General features: G+C 41.2%; 20 protein-coding genes. 5 read left to right on the top strand and 15 right to left on the bottom strand.

Going from position 1 to position 18183, the window contains the following annotated elements; translation table 11 throughout:
* Positions 1 to 178: 178 nt before the first annotated feature.
* The 5 genes from E7T07_RS09990 to E7T07_RS10010 all read right to left on the bottom strand — a co-directional run bounded on the left by E7T07_RS09990 (position 179) and on the right by E7T07_RS10010 (position 5296).
* A complete protein-coding gene (locus tag E7T07_RS09990) occupies positions 179 to 1876 on the bottom strand; it encodes a fructose-specific PTS transporter subunit EIIC (protein WP_135710999.1) in 1698 nt (565 codons plus the stop codon).
* A gap of 3 nt (positions 1877 to 1879) precedes the next feature.
* Complete coding sequence (gene fruK, locus E7T07_RS09995) at positions 1880 to 2824, bottom strand: 1-phosphofructokinase (RefSeq protein ID WP_135711000.1); 945 nt, start codon at positions 2822 to 2824, stop codon at positions 1880 to 1882.
* Between the two features lie 5 nt (positions 2825 to 2829).
* A complete protein-coding gene (gene fruB / locus E7T07_RS10000) occupies positions 2830 to 4323 on the bottom strand; it encodes a fused PTS fructose transporter subunit IIA/HPr protein (protein ID WP_135711001.1) in 1494 nt (497 codons plus the stop codon).
* Positions 4324 to 4383: 60 nt separating this feature from the next.
* Positions 4384 to 4896, bottom strand: coding sequence for an HI_0449 family lipoprotein (locus E7T07_RS10005; protein ID WP_135711002.1), 513 nt, complete (start codon positions 4894 to 4896; stop codon positions 4384 to 4386).
* A gap of 85 nt (positions 4897 to 4981) precedes the next feature.
* Positions 4982 to 5296 carry a DUF5389 family protein gene (locus tag E7T07_RS10010; RefSeq protein ID WP_135711003.1) on the bottom strand — a complete coding sequence of 105 codons (315 nt, stop codon included), beginning with the start codon at positions 5294 to 5296 and terminating at the stop codon, positions 4982 to 4984.
* A 51-nt stretch (positions 5297 to 5347) separates the two neighbouring features.
* Between E7T07_RS10010 and E7T07_RS10015 the strand changes: the two genes are divergently transcribed.
* Entirely contained in the window at positions 5348 to 6205 is an 858-nt protein-coding gene (locus E7T07_RS10015; protein WP_135711004.1) for a rhomboid family intramembrane serine protease, read from the top strand.
* A gap of 52 nt (positions 6206 to 6257) precedes the next feature.
* Here the strand turns inward: E7T07_RS10015 and E7T07_RS10020 are convergent, their stop codons facing one another.
* From E7T07_RS10020 to E7T07_RS10030, 3 genes are read right to left on the bottom strand one after another with little or no spacing between them, the layout of a single operon-like run.
* Positions 6258 to 6806 carry a TIGR00645 family protein gene (locus tag E7T07_RS10020; RefSeq protein WP_135711005.1) on the bottom strand — a complete coding sequence of 183 codons (549 nt, stop codon included), beginning with the start codon at positions 6804 to 6806 and terminating at the stop codon, positions 6258 to 6260.
* A 55-nt stretch (positions 6807 to 6861) separates the two neighbouring features.
* Positions 6862 to 7176: a thiosulfate sulfurtransferase GlpE gene (gene glpE, locus E7T07_RS10025; RefSeq protein ID WP_135711006.1), complete on the bottom strand. Its 315-nt coding sequence runs from the start codon at positions 7174 to 7176 to the stop codon at positions 6862 to 6864.
* A complete protein-coding gene (locus E7T07_RS10030) occupies positions 7124 to 8629 on the bottom strand; it encodes a DNA recombination protein RmuC (RefSeq protein WP_135711007.1) in 1506 nt (501 codons plus the stop codon). The genes glpE and E7T07_RS10030 overlap by 53 nt, the downstream gene beginning before the upstream one ends.
* 131 nt (positions 8630 to 8760) lie before the next feature.
* Here E7T07_RS10030 and E7T07_RS10035 point away from each other — a divergent pair, with 131 nt between their 5' ends.
* The gene (locus tag E7T07_RS10035) at positions 8761 to 9321 is read left to right on the top strand and encodes a DNA topoisomerase family protein (RefSeq protein ID WP_135711008.1); all 561 of its coding nucleotides are present in this window, start codon (positions 8761 to 8763) and stop codon (positions 9319 to 9321) included.
* Here the strand turns inward: E7T07_RS10035 and E7T07_RS10040 are convergent.
* From E7T07_RS10040 to E7T07_RS10070, 7 genes are all read right to left on the bottom strand, one after another.
* Positions 9318 to 10316 (bottom strand): 2-keto-3-deoxygluconate permease, encoded by a 999-nt coding sequence (locus E7T07_RS10040; RefSeq protein WP_135711009.1) that lies wholly within the window; start codon positions 10314 to 10316, stop codon positions 9318 to 9320. The genes E7T07_RS10035 and E7T07_RS10040 overlap by 4 nt on opposite strands.
* 35 nt (positions 10317 to 10351) lie before the next feature.
* Positions 10352 to 11107 (bottom strand): DeoR/GlpR family DNA-binding transcription regulator, encoded by a 756-nt coding sequence (locus tag E7T07_RS10045; RefSeq protein WP_135711010.1) that lies wholly within the window; start codon positions 11105 to 11107, stop codon positions 10352 to 10354.
* 10 nt (positions 11108 to 11117) lie between these two features.
* Positions 11118 to 12188, bottom strand: coding sequence for an ATP-binding protein (locus E7T07_RS10050; RefSeq protein ID WP_135711011.1), 1071 nt, complete (start codon positions 12186 to 12188; stop codon positions 11118 to 11120).
* 281 nt (positions 12189 to 12469) lie between these two features.
* Complete coding sequence (locus tag E7T07_RS10055) at positions 12470 to 13696, bottom strand: four-carbon acid sugar kinase family protein (RefSeq protein WP_135711012.1); 1227 nt, start codon at positions 13694 to 13696, stop codon at positions 12470 to 12472.
* A 1-nt stretch (position 13697) separates the two neighbouring features.
* Positions 13698 to 14690, bottom strand: a complete 993-nt coding sequence (locus tag E7T07_RS10060) for a 2-keto-3-deoxygluconate permease (RefSeq protein WP_180338724.1) — start codon at positions 14688 to 14690, stop codon at positions 13698 to 13700.
* Positions 14691 to 14700: 10 nt separating this feature from the next.
* Positions 14701 to 15702 (bottom strand): 4-hydroxythreonine-4-phosphate dehydrogenase PdxA, encoded by a 1002-nt coding sequence (gene pdxA / locus E7T07_RS10065; RefSeq protein WP_135711013.1) that lies wholly within the window; start codon positions 15700 to 15702, stop codon positions 14701 to 14703.
* Positions 15703 to 15711: 9 nt separating this feature from the next.
* A complete protein-coding gene (locus tag E7T07_RS10070) occupies positions 15712 to 15957 on the bottom strand; it encodes a four-carbon acid sugar kinase family protein (protein WP_135711014.1) in 246 nt (81 codons plus the stop codon).
* Positions 15958 to 16129: 172 nt separating this feature from the next.
* Between E7T07_RS10070 and E7T07_RS10075 the strand changes: the two genes are divergently transcribed.
* From E7T07_RS10075 to aroE, 3 genes are read left to right on the top strand one after another with little or no spacing between them, the layout of a single operon-like run.
* Positions 16130 to 16744 (top strand): glutathione S-transferase, encoded by a 615-nt coding sequence (locus E7T07_RS10075; RefSeq protein ID WP_135711038.1) that lies wholly within the window; start codon positions 16130 to 16132, stop codon positions 16742 to 16744.
* 1 nt (position 16745) lies between these two features.
* The gene (tsaC, locus tag E7T07_RS10080) at positions 16746 to 17297 is read left to right on the top strand and encodes an L-threonylcarbamoyladenylate synthase type 1 TsaC (protein ID WP_135711015.1); all 552 of its coding nucleotides are present in this window, start codon (positions 16746 to 16748) and stop codon (positions 17295 to 17297) included.
* A gap of 2 nt (positions 17298 to 17299) precedes the next feature.
* Positions 17300 to 18097, top strand: coding sequence for a shikimate dehydrogenase (aroE, locus tag E7T07_RS10085; protein WP_135711016.1), 798 nt, complete (start codon positions 17300 to 17302; stop codon positions 18095 to 18097).
* Positions 18098 to 18183 lie beyond the last annotated feature (86 nt).

Here is an 18183-nt window from a genome sequence, read left to right on the forward strand (position 1 = left end):
TCAAATAATCCGCTTTGAATTAAAAGCAGAAAAAGGCATATCTTCGGGTATGCCTTTTTTGTTATGTGTTGTTTAGCTTTTTTCTATTACACTTAGCTTTTCAATGAAAGGGTATCTACACAGGATTTTTAATAAAAAAGCCCACGAATAATACATGGGCTCATATATTAAAGCGCGGTTATTCTTTCGTTTGTTTTGGGCGAATAACGGCGTAGAGAATACCTGTTACAACTGATCCCAGCGCAATGGCACCTAAGTACATTAAAGGCTGAGAAACGAGTGGAATGACAAATAATCCACCATGTGGCGCGGGCAGTTCAATGGCTAAACTGAGTGATACCGCCCCAGCAATGGCACCACCAATGACACTCGATACAATGACTCGAATGGGGTCAGCGGCAACAAAGGGTAACGCACCTTCTGAGATAAAACACAAACCTAATACAAACGAGGCCTTGCCCGCGTCACGTTGATTGGCATTAAATTTTCCACGGGCTAACCACGTGGCGATTGCCATACCTATTGGGGGAACCATACCACCAGCCATCACTGCTGCCATTGGCGTGTTTACTTGAGAAGCCAATAATCCTGTCCCAAACATATAAGCCGCTTTGTTGACAGGTCCGCCCATATCTACACACATCATCCCGCCAAGGATTGCACCGAAGAGTAAGCCATTTGTTGCGCCAAGACCATTTAACCATCCCGTTAATTCTGTCATAGTGCTTGCCACAGGTGGGTTCAAAAGGTAAACCATTAACAACCCAACAATCGCCGAACCTAATAACGGAAGAATAAGAATTGGTTTGAGCGAAGCCATTGAAGCCGGTAATTTGATGGCGGAGTTCAGTCCTTTGACGACATAGCCGGCAAGAAAACCGGCAATAATACCGCCTAAAATCCCTGCGCCAGCAGTCGAGGCAAGCATACCGCCAATTAATCCCACAGCCAACCCAGGACGGTCAGCAATAGAAAAGGCAACATAACCTGCAAAGACGGCGATCATTAATTTAAAGGCAGCGCCGCCACCAATTTCCATTAATGCAGCAGGTAACCCACCGGCAATGCTAGGATCTTTAAAGGCATTTGGACCAAACATAAACGAAATCGCGATCAAAAGCCCACCGGCAACGACAACCGGCAACATATGAGAAACGCCCGTCATTAAGTGCTGATAAACACCTTTTTTCTCGTTGCCTTTTGTTTCTGTGTTGTTGGCAGTTGACACATTCCCTTCATAGATTTTTGCTTCCGTAAAAGCGCGGTTAAATTCTTGCGCTGTTTTTTTCAATGCCAACCCTGTAGACGTTCGATACATGGGTTTGCCCTTAAATTTGGCTAAATCCACATCAATATCTGCGGCAACAAAAACTAAATCAGCGGCAGCAATTTCTTCAGGCGTAATAGGATTGCCTGCGCCGACTTGCCCACGGGTTTCCACGCGTACATTCCAGCCCATTTTTTTGCCATAGGCTTCAATTGCTTCTGCCGACATAAACGTATGCGCAACGCCCGTTGGGCAAGCGGTGACCGCAACGATATTTTTCACTTCAGAAAGCGCCGAAGATTTCACCGCACTTTGGCTTGGATTTTGATTTGAACTTGGTGAAACATAATCCACGGCTTGAGTGAGCGCGGTGTTTAATATCTTTTCGGGGTTAAGAAACGCGCTTTCAGGGTCACATAAAAAGACTTTTTTGCCCTGAAGTGCGGTTAAATTTGGCATGGTTTTAGCAAAAACAATGACGACATCCGCTTGCTCCGCCTTTTCAACAATGTGATGATTTTGCGCTTTTACCGCGGTGGTCATTAATTGTGTTAACAAAAACACTTTCGCATGACCTAGATTTGAAGATGGGGTAAGAAAAATATTCATAGATTAACCTTTAATCGTTGTTACCTTAACATTGGCAAGGATAGGATCAAGTAAGGCACGATCGCTCACGCCCACATTGCTTTGTGAAACAGCCAATGCAGAAACTGCGCTGGCAAATGCCAATGTATCCGCCGCTGAATAATGGTGAATAAAACCGTAAATTAAACCTGCTACCATAGAGTCACCCGCGCCTACTGTGCTGACCACATTTTCACATTTTGGCGGTTGCGCTTGCACGATGCCATTATCGCTGAGCCAAAGCGACCCTTCCGCACCCATGGAAATCACAACATTTGCAATGCCTTGGGCTTGCAGTTTTTTACCTGCCGCAATGATCTCATCAAGACTATTTAACGCATGCCCAACCCAAGCTTCCAGTTCGCGATGATTTGGTTTTACCAACCAAGGCTTGGCGGTTAAGCCTGCTTGTAACGCTTGGTTTGACGTGTCTAATACCACTTTAATGCCGGCCTGATGTAATAACCTTAACCATTGGGCAAACAATTCAGGGGTGACGCCACGGGGTAAACTGCCACAGACGGCTACAAGATCAAATTGTTGACAGTAGGCGAGAGAGCTTTCCACAAAATGATGCCAATCCGCTTCGTTGATTTCATAGCCTAAAAAATTCAAATCGGTGACATCCGCCTCGGTTTCGGTAATTTTGACATTAATGCGCGTTTTGCCTGCCACACGCTGAAATTTATCTTCCAGCCCTTGCGTTTGGAATAAATGTTCAAAATCCCCTACATTATCTTTCCCTAAAAAGCCGCCGACCGCCACTTGTATGCCCAAATCTTTCAGCACTTTTGCCACATTAATGCCTTTACCTGCAGGAAATAATCCCAAGGTTTCTACGGAATTCACTTCCCCTAATTCAATCCGCTTTAACCGCCCGACTAAATCATAGGCGGTATTGAGCGTAATGGTTGCTACTTTTGCTGTCATGTTTTTTATTCTCCTAAACCTGATTTCATTGCAACACCGATCGCGTCAATGGCTTTTTGCGCTTCTTTACCGGTGGCGACAAAACGTAAACGATGTCCCTTAACTGCCCCAAGTGCCACAATTTTCATCAAACTTTTCGCACTGACTAACGGCGTATCACGATCAAGATTTTGCACCGCCACAGACGCATGGTATTTCTTCACTTCATTCACTAATGTCGCACTCGGACGCGCATGTAAGCCATGTTCATTGGTCACTTCAAAAATGCCTTCAATTTGCTCTTCGTTATTCAGCTGATTGGAAACAGAAGCAGAATTGACCGCACTTTCTGCAGAGCCTTTGATGATTTCAATGCTATCCGCTTCAAAGGCGTGATTGGATGAGATGGTTTCACCTAACCCATTGGCAATGGCTTGTTTAATCGTTTCAATGGCAATTTGGGCATCATCGCCTTCCGCCACAAAGCGTAATCGGTGTCCATAGGATGCGCCTAGCGAGACGATTTTCATGGCGCTTTTCGCATTGACTAATGCGCTACCACGGGTTAAGTTTTCCACATTAATTTTGGCGTTAAACGGTTTGATTGTGTTCACCAATACGGCACTTGGACGCGCATGTAAGCCGTGTTCATTCCGTAAGGTGAAGGTGCCGACAACTTGGTCAGCGGCGGTGTGAAGCTCTGCACCATTTAATGCCGCAACAATTTGTGCTTTTGAACCGGTTAATAAGATCCCTTGAACCTGTTCATCCAATAAGCGTACCAGCGTTTCATTTATCGCATCATCTTTTGCCGCAATGGTGAGTACACCCTTGATGGTGTTGTTATGCTGTTCAAAACTCACTTTAGGGCGACTAAACGCCAAAGCATTTTTTAGGTTTCCTTGAACACTATCCGTTAACCATAACCCCTGACCGAGCGGAATAGCCGCTGAACTGATAACATCGGAAATGAAATAATGATCCACCGCGCTTTGTGCTTGTAGCTGTCCGGCGTTGATGGCGGTTAAGGTCAGCAAACTTTCTGTTTCTACATCTAAGCTAATCGTTTCTTCCGAAAGCGAAAAGGCTTCGCTTTCGCCCATTAAAATCGCGCGGAATTTTTGGACATCCTTGAGCGTGGCTAACTTGGCAGCAGCCTGCTCATCACTTAACACGTGCGTTAATTGGCGCAATAGGGCTAAGTGTTCATCAGAACGTGCCGCAATGCCAATCACGACATAAGCGATATTGTCTTCTCCCCAAGCGATTCCCTGTGGAAATTGGAAGATGACTACGCCCGTATTTTTGACCATCGAACGGGTGTCCAATGTGCCGTGGGGAATGGCAATCCCATTTCCCAAGAATGTTGATGTTTGTTGTTCTCGCGCTAACATCCCTTGCAAATAGCCCGCTTCAACGTAGCCCGCTTGTTCCAATGCGGCTGCAACAAGTTGAATGGCTTCAGTTTTATGGGTGGCTTGATTTGCAAGGTGAATGTTGTTTTCAGGTAAATTGAACATTCTTAATCCTTTTTAGGTTGGCAATAAAAAAAGCTAGGGGAATGCCCCCTAGCTTAAAGGTTATTTACAAGTGTTGAGTAGTTGTTCACTACCTTTACTAATATATTCATCATCTTCACCACGGGCTTTGCCTTTTTTCAGGTCAAGCATGGCGTCATAGATACCTTGAGTCATACTCGGACGATTAATTTGTGTCCAACAGGTTGGGCTTAAACGGCTAAAATTGCCTTGCAAGTCTGCGGCAAAAACAACGCCACTGTAATAAGCATGAACATTGCTATCAATGCCTGAAGCTAATTTGGCTTTAATTTGCTCAATCGGCACCAAAATTGCCCCTTCATAATATTGTTTTACGCCATTGGCGAAAGAATTCACATCATAATCTTCTTTGATTTGCCCCGTATAGGTTTGTACGGTAGAGGCATAAGCCACAGCATAGGATTTTTGATCAATTTTATCTTCATCAAGATTAATTACAGGCTTGTTATCGCCCATAAAAGGAATGTAATTAGTGACTGAAGAACAGGCAGACAACACCGAAAATAGTGCAATAAGAGAAAGTTTTTTAAACATAAGACCTCTAAAATAAACGTTAATGTTACGGCATATTATACTCTTTATGACGAGAACAAAAGGGCGTTTTTTCACTGAAAGTGAATTATCGCAACCCATTGACAATAATATAGCCCACGGCAACCCAGAAAATGATCGCACAGCAGACAAGTATTTTTACGGCAAAGTGCGGTTGTTTTTGATGCAGTTTAAAGAGCATTCTCGCGATAATACCTAACAGAAAAGGATAAAACCAGAAAATGCAGGCAAACATCAGCGATGTAGTCGCACTCAGGTTGGGATTTTCTAACAACGCGGGCGATAATAACAGGGCTAACGGCCACAATAAAATCGGGAAACACAGCCCCACTAATGCCCAGCTAAACCCACTCAATCCTTTTGGTAATTGTGCTTGTTCCATTTTCACCCCATCGTTTAAAATAAACTGATATTCACAACAGGACTATATCAAATGCAATGTGTAATTAGAAGTCAAATTCCCCAACTAACCATCCGATTTCGTGATTATTTACGTGGAAAATACCACATAGAGCTTTGCCTGCGAGAAGAGCGATTGGCTAGTGGTGAGACCGAGTTTTGTGGCGATTTTGATGAAACATCACCGCAATTTCCCCTAGTCGAAGAAGAAGCCAATTTATTTATCCAAAACCCTTTTGCTGAACGCTATCAACAAGCCAGTTGGGAAAATGGGGATACGCGAACACTACGATATGTTAAGGTTAAAGAACAACCCGATTCCCACCATTATTGGTCGCACTGGAATAAGATAAAATTTACCCTTTTTATCACCGCACTTTGCGCAATCATCTTTCTTTTGGAAGAGCTAGGCTACGACCAACCAATTATGGTGTACGCGCATTTTCCTGTTTATTGGGGCGATGAAACGGAATATTGGCGTTATTTTTCCCATGCCTTTGTGCATTTATCGCCCTTACATATTCTCTTTAATCTTTCTTGGTGGTGGATTTTTGGCGGCATGATTGAACGTCACTTTGGTAGCCTAAAATTAATAGGCTTATTCCTTGTGGCAGCGCTGATTAGCGGCGTGGCGCAAAATTGGGCAAGCGGCCCCCTTTTCTTTGGGCTTTCAGGTGTCGTATATGCGGTGATGGGCTTTGTTTTTGCGGTCGATAAGTTTGGTGCCACACAAGGAACTCTCTTACCCAAAGGCTTTTTTACCATGTTAATCGTAGGGATCGTACTCGGCTTCGCCAGCCCATTAATTGGCATCAAAATGGGCAATGCCGCCCATATTTCAGGCTTAATTGTTGGACTCTGCTTAGGTTTTTTACAAGCAAAAGTGCGGTGAAATGACGGGATATTTTGTGACAAAACGGACACCATTTGGCGTCCGTTTGATATTAGTGGGTTTTATGACTGGTGCTATATAAGATCTTGTCTGTATAAGCCATTGCAACGGCGGAAACTAAGAACCCTAAATGTAAGAATAATTGCCACATCATGGTTTTCTCTGGCATATTGGCGGCGTTCACAAAGGTTTGTAGCATATGAATGGATGAAATACTGATAATAGACATCGAGAGCTTCACTTTCAACACAGAGGCATTCACGTGATCCAGCCATTCGGGTTCATCGGGGTGATTTTCCGTATTTAATTTCGACACGAAAATCTCATAGCCGCCAATAATTACCATCACCAGCAAGTTCGCAATCATAACCACATCAATTAAATTCAACACAGAAAGCATAATGGCATTGCTATCCAGTTCATTAATGCCGGTTAATAATGCCCATAGGGATTTCATAAATTTATAGGCGTAAATGCCTTGAACGACAATTAAGCCAAGGTAAATCGGCAACTGCAACCAACGGCTTGCAAAGATAATTTTGCTGATCATAGTCGGTTGGCGGTGGCGAGAAGAGCGTGTTGAGGTTTCTGTTTTTTCCATAGTGTTTCCATATAAAAGTGCGTTAAATTTGGACGATAAAATACGAAAATTTTATTTAAATTTCAAGGGGTAACCCTGATTTTACCCAGCCTTCAAAGCCGCCAATCACACTATAAATGTGGTCATAGCCTTGGGCGAGCAAGTAAGTGCCTACATTTAAACTGCTAATGCCGTGATAGCACATCACAATGACTTGATCATCAAAATCCACGTTATTTTGAAATTGTCCGTAACTTTGATTGGTTAAATGAAATGCGCCTTTGGCATGGCTTTGGGCAAAACGAAGTTCGTCACGCACATCCAATAAATGCGCGCCATTATTCATCATTTCCCAGGCTTGTTCCGGAGTGATCGAGATCGGTTGTTCCATTTTCTACTTTCCTAACTAATAATAATTTTTCGGTTTCAATATCCGCATGAAGCAATTCTACCGCGGGCAAGACTTTATTGGCTTTGGCGGATAAATCTTTAAAGCGATCCACTTTGCCGGCTAAACCTTGTTGTCCCACAAGAGCGGTCACCGTTTCGTTATAACGCGTGCTGACCGTGCCCAAAGTCGACCCTAATTTTGCCAAGCGTTCAGCAACTAAGCAAACTTGATTATAAATTTCCCCTGCACGCGCGCTAATTTCGCGTGCTTCCGCATTACCGCGTTCAATGCGCCATAAATTTGCCACGGTGCGCAAAATCGGCATTAATGTGGTATGGGAAACTAAAATCACATTTTTTTCATAGCCAAAATTGAACAAACTCGTGTCTTCTTTCATGGCTTCAATATAAGCCGGTTCCACCGCTACAAACATCAGCACAAAATTCGGGCTGCGCATCCCGATAAGATTGCTGTAATCTTTTTGGGATAAATCATTAATATGCTGCCGAATGGCTTTGATGTGTTCCTTCATAAATTGTGCACGCTGTAAATCATCATCCGAATTGACCGCACTTTCATAGGCAACCAGCGACATTTTGCTGTCAATAATCAAATGTTTATTATCAGGCAAATGCACCACAAAATCCGGGTAATTGTGCTTACCTTGCTCATCTTTAAAATGTGCTTGCGCTTCGTAATGTTCCCCTTTTATTAAGCCGGCTAATTGCAAGGCGCGTTCCAGTTGCACTTCCCCCCAATTGCCCAAGGTTTTCTTCTCGCCTTTTAGCGCCGAGGTTAAATTATTGGCTTCCTGCGACATGGTCAACCCAATATCCAACACCTTTTTAATTTCCGCTTCTAAACCCGCATTGCCTTTAAGACTTTCGGAATGAATTTCATTGACGCGCTTCTGAAAACCGTCAATTTGTTCCCGAAATGGCTTCAATAAAGCATCCAACGCCGTTTGGTTTGATTGACGAAAAGATTGTGCTTTTTCGTCCAAAATGCGATTGGCAAGATTTTGAAATTCGGTTGTGAGTTGTTGCTTAGATTGAGCAAAAGTTTGTTGTTGTTCAGCAAAATGTTTTTCTTTTTCTGACAGCATAATTTTAAAGGCAGTGAGTTCTTGAGAAACAGCAGTCAGATTTTCTTGTGTTTGGGTTAACGCTGATCGTTCTTGGCTTAAAGCCTGATCGCGCTCAGCAATTTCAGCGGTTAAATATTCATTGGTCGTTTGAATACGTGCCAATGATAAATCCTGTTGATTTTTCACCGCACTTAACGCATCAAACTTTTCCGCCAGTTGATTGTAATCCACGATATTTTTATTCAAATCCTGCGTCAGTTCCAACACATCACGATTTCTTCGTATTATCACAAAAACTAAAATCAAACAGATAATAGCCAATAAAAGCGCGGTTAAAAAATAAGGATTTTGGGAAAGTTCTCGCATAGTCGGTATTTATTTTTCTCATGAAGTAGGTTGTGTAGTATAAATGAAAATAGGTAAAATCTGTATAGGCGGTGGCTGAGCCGGTTAAACTGCCTGATACAGCTTAATCACATCATTATTTGGAGAATGCTATGAACTCATCTCTTTTCCAATACACCAAACAACAGGAACGTTGTCCACAATGCGGTGCATTATTACAAATGCGTCATGGCAAAAAAGGCTTGTTTTTAGGTTGTTCAGCCTTTCCAACATGTGATTATCTCAAACCTTTACATGCGAACCATGAAAGCAAGGTATTAAAACAACTCGACGAAACTTGTCCTGAGTGCGGTCAAGCGTTGCAGCTTAAACAAGGTAGTTTTGGGATGTTTATTGGTTGTAGTGGTTACCCTACGTGCCATTTTATTTTTCATGAAGAAGAAACACAACATGACGATAATCAAGAAACCATACCTTGCCCGGATTGCGCTAAAGGGGAACTTGTTCCGCGCCGAGGTCGTTTAGGTAAAACGTTCTACGGCTGTAATCGTTTTCCACAGTGTAAATTTACATTACCCATTAAACCCCAAATTCAGACTTGTCCCACTTGCGGTGAGCGTTGGGCAATATTGAAAAAAGACACGGAAACGCACCGCACTTTTGTCTGCTTAAACAAAAAATGCAAATGCGTTTTTGAGGTTGAACGCGTTTAGTGACTTGTTATTTTGGATTTGGGCATACCGCCTTGACGTTTTAACACCCAAGCTGCCACCAATGGCGCAATAATCGCTGAAATTAACACCGAGGCAGCAATTTGTGCGGTTGCCGTCTGAACAAAAGGCGCAAAAGTGGGATCTGCTTGTGCGACAATGGCAGGGGTGACGATTGAATTTGCTGCCGTTGTCCCCGCGGCAAAGCCAATACCTGATTGGTTACCACGTCTTAAAATAGTTTTATAGCCAATAAACACAAACAACCCAGTGACTAAGGATGCCACTACACCAAGCAAAATTCCGCTTGCGCCACCTGTCACAATTACCGTCAAATTAATTCCCGTCCCTAAAGAAAATGCAAAAAAAGGAATCACAATGGCACTAGTCGGTTTCATTAAATTCGCCCATTTAGGATCCAAATTACCAAACACCATCCCAGCTAATAGCGGAATAATTGCCGCCATCATCAAACCTAACGGAATATCCGCCAAACCTGATGCACTCAAAAATAACAACACAAAAAATGCACCGTCATTGACAGCCGAGGCAATATAAGCCCCTTGATCGCGATAATCGCCATATTTCCCTGTAAATGCCAACCAAATCCCACCACTGGAATTTGATACCACAGCAAGCATAGCTAGCAACGAAATCCCAATAATCCCGTCATTTCCCACAAACAAGCCCAATAAAATCACCAAGCTCATAGGAATCAAGGTCTTACACAACAACACGACACCGGTATAAGCCAACACCGCCCCTGAACTACGCAACGAAATTTGCATCCCTGTTGAAAAAATCAGCAATGCAATCAATGGTAATGCAGAAGACTTAAAAAGTGCGGTGGTAAACGCCCCTAATTCTAACAATTCAGGGAAAAACGTCCCCACAATAGAGCCTAAAATCAGCGGAATCACCATAATCCCCCCAGGGATTTTGCTGAGCAAATCATAAATGGGAATGATGGCTTTTGGAGGTGAAGTGGGTGTTGACATAAGTTCCTTATTTTACGTTTGAATTTTTTTGCTACCTATACGATGTTTATTTCAATATTTTTTTGTTTCAGCGCATTGGCAATATCAGTAGGTAATGAATTATCTGTGATGATATTGGTTAGAGTTTCCAGTTTGGCGGCGCAGAATAACGAAAATTTTGCATATTTGCTACTATCGGCGACTAAAATTCGTTTTGTTGCATTTTGCAGTAACGCTTTTTTTAATGCGGCTTTTTCTTCTGTTGGAGCAGTAATTCCTTTTTCTAAATCCCAAGAATTACAACTTACAAACGCAAAATCAGGGTTAATATTCTGAAAAAATGAAATACTTTGATTACCAATACAAGATTGGCTGCTATTATCAATACGGCCTCCAACCATAGTGACTTCAATTTGTTTATATTCGGACAATAATAAGGCAATTCGTAAATCAGTCGTAATAATCCGCAATGGAATATGTGTTATTTTTTTTGCGATACATAATGTTGTTGTGCCTGCATCTAAAACCACGGAGCTTCCGGCTGTAATCAAGGATACCGCATAGTCAGCAATTCGCTCTTTTTCTGCAATCTGGCACGATTGTTTTTCATCCGTTGTCGGTTGAAATGGAATAAACTGATTGAGGGCAACACCGCCATGAGTACGAATAATCGCTCCCTCTTCATCAAGTTTAATCAAATCTCTACGAATTGTGGCAGGCGATGAATTTGTTATTTTTACAAGTTGTTCAACCGTTGCGATATTATGGCTTTTCAAATAAAGCATAATGGTTTCATGGCGATCGTTTGACATAGCTCATCTCTCACTCATTAACATTTTCTCGTAACCAAGTTTGAAAGTGTGTATTGTTAATTTGCAATTCATCAGCAATATTGCGAGTTAACAGATCCATACGCTTTAATTTTCGCACTTTACCTTGAATCATACTAGCACTAATATTTTCAAGACCTAGTTTGTGTGCAAAAACTTGGCGATTTTCTTTAGTATAAAGTGATCTTTCATCATTTAACACAGCAAGTAAAATTAATCGCTCTAGTTCACTTAATTGAGCCCAAATCTGACGATTCTCTGAATTTTCATTCACCTGAAGTAATCTGTATTCCGCAGCTTGTTGTAATGATAAACTCGGATTTAAAATCATATCTTGAATAGTTGCTCGTAAGTATAATGGTGAAAAGTGAAAACGCTCAAAATACTGATAAAGTAAATGGCTATCCAATCTGTTATTAGTCCGTTGGTGATAAATATTAGCGAGAAAATCAATAAAATCTTGTCCTAAATTAGGGAATTCTAAGGGATAAGCAAAATGAAAAAATGCGGCCTTATTATCATTAAACATAGCTCGCAATCCATTTGTACTACTGCCTGTAAAAATCACCTTAATTTGATTTTGATTGACATCAAGACCTGTTCGCAACGATTTCACCATTGGCTCTGAACCTTTAATTCGAGCAAGTTCTTGTACTTCATCAAGCAGCATCAATATAGGCTTATGGCTTTTTGTGGCAAGTTCATTAATCATTTGAGCGATGCTCACAAAAGGTTGCTCTTGAGTATCTTGCAGACCTACTCCAATCCCCATAACATCAATTCGATTTAATCGCTGTAAGGTGCCGTGAGTGATATTTTTCAGAAAATCCTGTAATGCCGAAGCAAAGGCGATCTGTACATCGCCCATTTGATCAAAAAAGCTGAAATAGAATACATGAAAACCATTTTCTTCCGCTTGTGGTTTGACATCATTCAATAAAAACTGAGTTTTTCCCATTCGGCGTGGGGCAAAAAGTGTCAAAGCATGGGTAATTCCACTTTTAAGATTTAAAACAAGTGAATTAGCGAGATCGGTACGATGGAAATAAAGCGGATCATTCATAAAGCACCTTTATACAAAATTATACATTGTTTGTATAATTATACTTGTGGCGTATAAAGATGTATAGAGAAAAATCTAGTATTATGTAGTACTTGCACAAAGCTGAAATGGCGGTTGGTGAGCTTGTCGAACCACGGTTAGTGAGCCTGTCGAACTATAAGACATTTCAGTGACTGCATGAAACTTATGTTTCGATAGTCTCAACGATCGCCTTGTGCAACTGTTACATAATATTGGAAATTTAATAACGCCAGTAAGTTTGCTGGCGTTATTGATAGTATTTAACCCAAAATATCATTAAGTAGATTATTATTACCAAATCCACCTGACTTTGTCATAACTTTAAGTCCTTTATATTGACCACTATTGATGGTACACAATGGGACTCCAGGCACAATAGCATATAATATATTCATTTCTGATATATTCATTTTGCCCAATAACATTGCCGCACCATCACCACCAAATAGGACAAGTGAATCAAATTTTTCGTTATTTAAGGCATATATTCCAAGTTCTGCGAGATATTCAGCAATTTTTCTAGCTACTGTATGAATATTTCCAAAATTATGATTCATTATTTTTGCTGGGTTCGCACGAATAATGACATTTTCTGAACTAGAATGTATTAAAGCTTTAAATTGTGACATTATCGCTTCATTTGATAACTCGTAATTAATTAGTTGTGATGGCGATGGATTGAATACGATTGATTTTGCGCCTACCGTTGAAATATATTGATCTACTTGATTTTGGCTAGTTTCATGAATTGACGTTACTAAAATAAGTGTTCTACCCAAATTAGTGTCTTTGTTAATCACTTGCTTACGGTGTTTTTTCAGATGAGATGCCAAGCCTGCAGAGCCGACAGGAATAATATGATTACCTAATTGATTGATTACATTGGCAATAACAGATAAATCATCTTCAGTTTTAGCGTCAATAATAATTTGTTCACTATTGGAAGAGCTAATTTGTGATATTAATTCTTCCGTTGTTAAACATGGTAGATGTACTGCTTCGGGTAATAAATCAAGTAGATATGATGAGCCAACAGGGCATATTGCATCTTTCCCTGATGGAGTTTCATTTACAGGTATCCCATTAACATATAAATGCCCATTTTCAATTGTTCTCCCCATAGCAGGATACGCCGAACAAATGATAGCTCTTGCATTTGGATATAGCATTTTCCATGCTTTTAATGCACCTTTGATTTGAAACTGGACTGAACCTCGCATTGTGGAATCAATTTTTAAATAAAGTTGATTAATTTCTTTGCTGATTCCTTGTGAGATTACTTGACATGTTTTTTGTTCCGCTTGTTCTCCTATTGCTCTTGAATCTGTGGAAACTGAAAAAATATCACCTTTTGATATATCAGTTTTATTTAGGGAGCTTATGTTTGTCTCTAAGATTGTTGTAAAGCCTAATTCTGCAAACATTACTCCAGTATCATTTGCTCCAGTTAAATCATCGGCAACAACTAGTAATTTATTATTTTTCATATTAAATCTCTCCATTGTTTAAGCCACCTTGACGTTTTAATACCCAGGCTGCTAAGAGTGGTGCTAGGATTGCTGAAACTAATACCGCCGCCGCAATTTGAGCCGTTGCAGTTTGTACAAATGGTGCAAAACTAGGATCAGCTTGAGCCACAATTTCAGGTGTAATAATTGCATTACCAGCAGTTGTTCCCGCAGCAAAACCAATACCAGATTGATTTCCACGTCTCAAAATAGTTTTATAGCCGATGAATACAAGAAATCCAGTAAATAAAGATGCGATAATTCCAAGAATGATTCCTGTTGCTCCACCTGTTACAATGGAATTTAGATTGATACCACTGCCTAAAGCAAAAGCAAAGAATGGAATAACAATTGCTCCTGTTGGTTTCATTAAATTCGTCCATTTAGGGTCTAGATTACCAATTACCATACCTATTAATAGCGGAATTACCGCTGCAAGCATCAATGATAATGGAATATCCGCAAGACCAGATGCGCCAAGGAATAACAATACAAAGAATGGGCCATCATTAACAGCGGAAGCAACGTAGGCTCCTTGATCTCGGTAATCACCATATTTCCCTGTAAATGCTAACCAAATTCCACCGTTCGAGTTAGCTACAACAGTTAACATTGCTAACAATGAGATTCCGAGTATCCCATCATTACCAACAAATAAGCCTAGAGCCGTAACTAATGCAGCAGGAATTAAGGTTTTAAATAATAGAACTATACCTGTATGAGCAAGAACAGGGCCTGAACTACGAACAGTAATTTGCATACCCGTTGCGAAAATTAATAATGCAATAAGTGGGCCTGCAGAGGATTTAAAAAGTGCACTTGTAAATGAACCAAGCCCTAAAAATTCAGGGAAAAATGTTCCCACTATTGAGCCTAAAATTAATGGTATTACCATTGCACCACCTGGAATTTTATTCATTCCATCATATAACGGAATAATAGATTTTTCAGTTACTTGGGTTGTAGTAGACATAGATGCCTCCTTAGTGATTTGCATATTTAATACTTGCCATTTTTGCACCGAGGTATAACGCTTCTGTCATACTTCGGCTATCCGCAATGCCTTGTCCTGCGATTTGGAAAGCGGTGCCGTGATCCACTGAGGTACGAATAAATGGTAAACCGGTGGTAACATTGACACCGCTATCAAAACCTATTAATTTCAATGGGATATGACCTTGGTCGTGATACATAACGACTACCATATCAAACTCATCCAAATTGGCAGCACGATGGAAAACGGTATCTGGTGGAAGTGGGCCAACCGCATTAATGCCTTTGGCTTGTGCTTCTTTAACGGCAGGTAAGATTTCTTCTTCATCTTCTGTGCCAAATAAACCATGTTCGCCCGCGTGGGCATTGAAACCGGCTACCGCGATACGTGGCTCTTTAAAACCGAGCATTTTGCTGTATTCTTGTGCAAGCTCAATAACGGTTAATACGCGCTCTTTTTTGATTAAATCACAGGCTTGGCGCATGGATACGTGGGTAGTGACGTGAATCACGTTGAGTCTTTCGCTTGTGAGCATCATAGAGAAATCTTCGGTGTTGCTTAGGTGCGCTAAGATCTCAGTATGCCCAGGGAAAATTTTGCCACCTGCATGAAGGGCTTCTTTATTTAAAGGTGCGGTGACAATGGCGTGGATTTTTCCTTTTAAGGTCAAATCAACAGCACGTTCAATAAATTCATAGGCGGCTTTTCCTGCACGTGCATCAACTTGTGAGAACGGCAAATCCGCGGGTAAGTTGTCTAAATCAATGACATCGATATAACCAAATTCACTTTGGTAATGTTCGAGATCTTCAACTTTACGTAATTGAAGTTGGGATTTTACGATAGGCAAAGCACGTTGTAGGATTTTTAAATCACCAATAACAACGGGATGTGCCAATTCGTAGATGCGTTTATCTTCTAATGATTTAATTATGACTTCAGGGCCAATACCTGCTGCATCGCCCATTGTGATGCCTAAAATTGGTTTCATGGAAACTCCTTAACTTTCATATAATTTTTTATAAATTTTGTTCGGAATAATAGAATTTAAGCGTTGGTTTATTTGGTTTTGAGCGTTTTCAATCGTCATGGCACGGCTGTCTGTATTCACAATAACCACTTGCGCATTGCCGTTATATGATGAATAGTCATTTAGCAATACATCTGTCGAAACGCCTTGTTTAGCGAATTGAACGCCAGTGTCATTTGCGCCGGTAAAATCATCAGCAATGATAAGTAGCTCCATCTTTCTCTCTCCAGCAGTGAAATTGCTAGAGAGTATAATGTTTTCTTTTTAATAAAACCGTGATCTTCGTCACAAATATGATTTTTTATAATCAAATGATTATTTTTAATCATTTGACGTTCCCCAAAATATTGTTTAGATTTCCCTTATCTCAATCAAGGAGCAAAATATGATGAAACTTTGGTATAGCACAACCAGTGCTTTTGCACGTAAAGTCTTAACGGTGATGAAACATCATCATTTAGAAGATAAAATTGAATTACAGCGCGTGAGTGTGGCGGCAGATTCTAATTCACCGCATAACCAAGATAATCCGCTTGGGCGTATTCCTGCTTTGCAGCGTAATTGTGGAAATTGGTTATTTGGTAGCTTGTTGATTTGCGAATATTTGGATTATAAGGGCAAGGAATCGAAGTTGTTTCCTGAAGCTGGTAAGGCCCGTTGGGCAGCATTGGCGTTACATAATTTGGCGGATGGTATTTCGGAAAATACGACTCCGATGGTGACAGAGAAAAAATTCCGTCCTGAAAATGAGTGGTGGACGAGCCGTTATGCGCAGGTGGCGGAACGTAATGCACGCAGTTTTACGCAAATGGAACAGGCAATTCAACCCTTTGGTTATGAATTGAATATTGGCTCGTTGACGGCGGTATGTTTGATTGATTGGTGGGCGTTCCGTCAAGAGTTTTTAGGCTATGATTTAGCGCTGCATCATCCGGCTTTGGTAAAATGGGCGGCGGAAATGAACGCGCGTTATCCTGAACTCAGCGAAACCATGTATAAATAAGATGAATGTTTCTCAAATTGTAGAAAAGCTGCAGCAAGAACAGGTGGTGGCTTATCCCACGGAAGCGGTGTTTGGATTGGGTTGCAATCCCATGAGCGAAAGTGCGGTGGAAAAATTGCTTGTTTTGAAAAACCGCCCGAAAGAAAAAGGGTTGATTTTGATTGCGCCGAGTTTGGATTATTTGTTGCCTTTTATTGATGTGCAAAAGCTAAATACGGTTCAATATACCCGTTTGCAAAGGGAATATGATTATCCTATAACTTGGGTTGTGCCGACCAAATTGAGCACACCAAAATGGCTGACCGGGCAATTTACGAGTATTGCCGTGCGGATTTGTCGGCATCCTGCGGTGGTGCAATTATGCGAACAAGCCGGTTTTGCGTTAACCTCAACCAGTGCTAATTTATCCGGTTTGCCCCCTTGTCGAACGGCGCAAGAAGTGCGGTCGCAATTTGGCGAGAATTTCCCTGTTTTAGATGAAACGGTGGGACAAGCGCAAAATCCGTCAGAAATTCGAGATTTACTGACAGGGCAATTATTTAGAGAAGGTTAAAAATGGACAAATATGCGGTATGGGGCAACCCAATTGCGCAAAGCAAATCACCACAAATTCATAAAATCTTCGCCGAACAAACCCAACAAATGATGGAATATGGGGCGATTTTAGGCGATCTTGACAATTTTGAACAACAGCTGTTGGCTTTCTTTCAAGACGGGGCGAAAGGTTGCAATATCACTGCGCCTTTTAAAGAACGCGCCTATGCCTTGGCGGATGAATATAGCGAACGCGCGCTAACAGCGGAAGCCTGTAATACCCTGAAACGCTTAGATGACGGACGTTTGTACGCGGATAATACAGACGGCGCAGGTTTGGTGAGCGATTTGGCTCGTTTGGGTTGGTTGAAACCGAATCAATCTATATTAATTTTAGGTGCGGGCGGTGCGACAAAAGGCGTGTTGTTGCCCTTGTTGCAAGCCCAACAAAACATCACGATTGCGAACCGCACTTTAGCCAAAGCGCAAGAGTTGGCTGCGAAATTCACACAATATGGCAAGGTGCAAGCGGTAGAAATGACGCAAATTCCGCTGCAAAAATTTGACGTCATCATCAACGCTACGTCTTTAGGTTTGCAAGGCAAAACCGTAGACATTTCCTCTGAAATCCTGTGTTCCGCCGGCGCGATTTATGATATGCAATACGCCAAAGAAACCGACACGCCATTTATTGCCTTAGCAAAATCCTTGGGAGCAAAAAATGTTTCTGACGGATTTGGGATGTTGGTGGGACAAGCGGCACATTCTTTTGCGTTGTGGAGAGGGGTGATGCCGAATATAGATGTATTATTGAAATAAGAGAGCGTTATATCGTTTCTATAAATATCTCTAAAGGAGACTTTACGCTTCTTTTTACAATTGTAAATTGCGTTTTAAAAGTCTTG

Source organism: Actinobacillus porcinus, assembly GCF_901764995.1.
Taxonomy (GTDB): domain Bacteria; phylum Pseudomonadota; class Gammaproteobacteria; order Enterobacterales; family Pasteurellaceae; genus Exercitatus; species Exercitatus porcinus.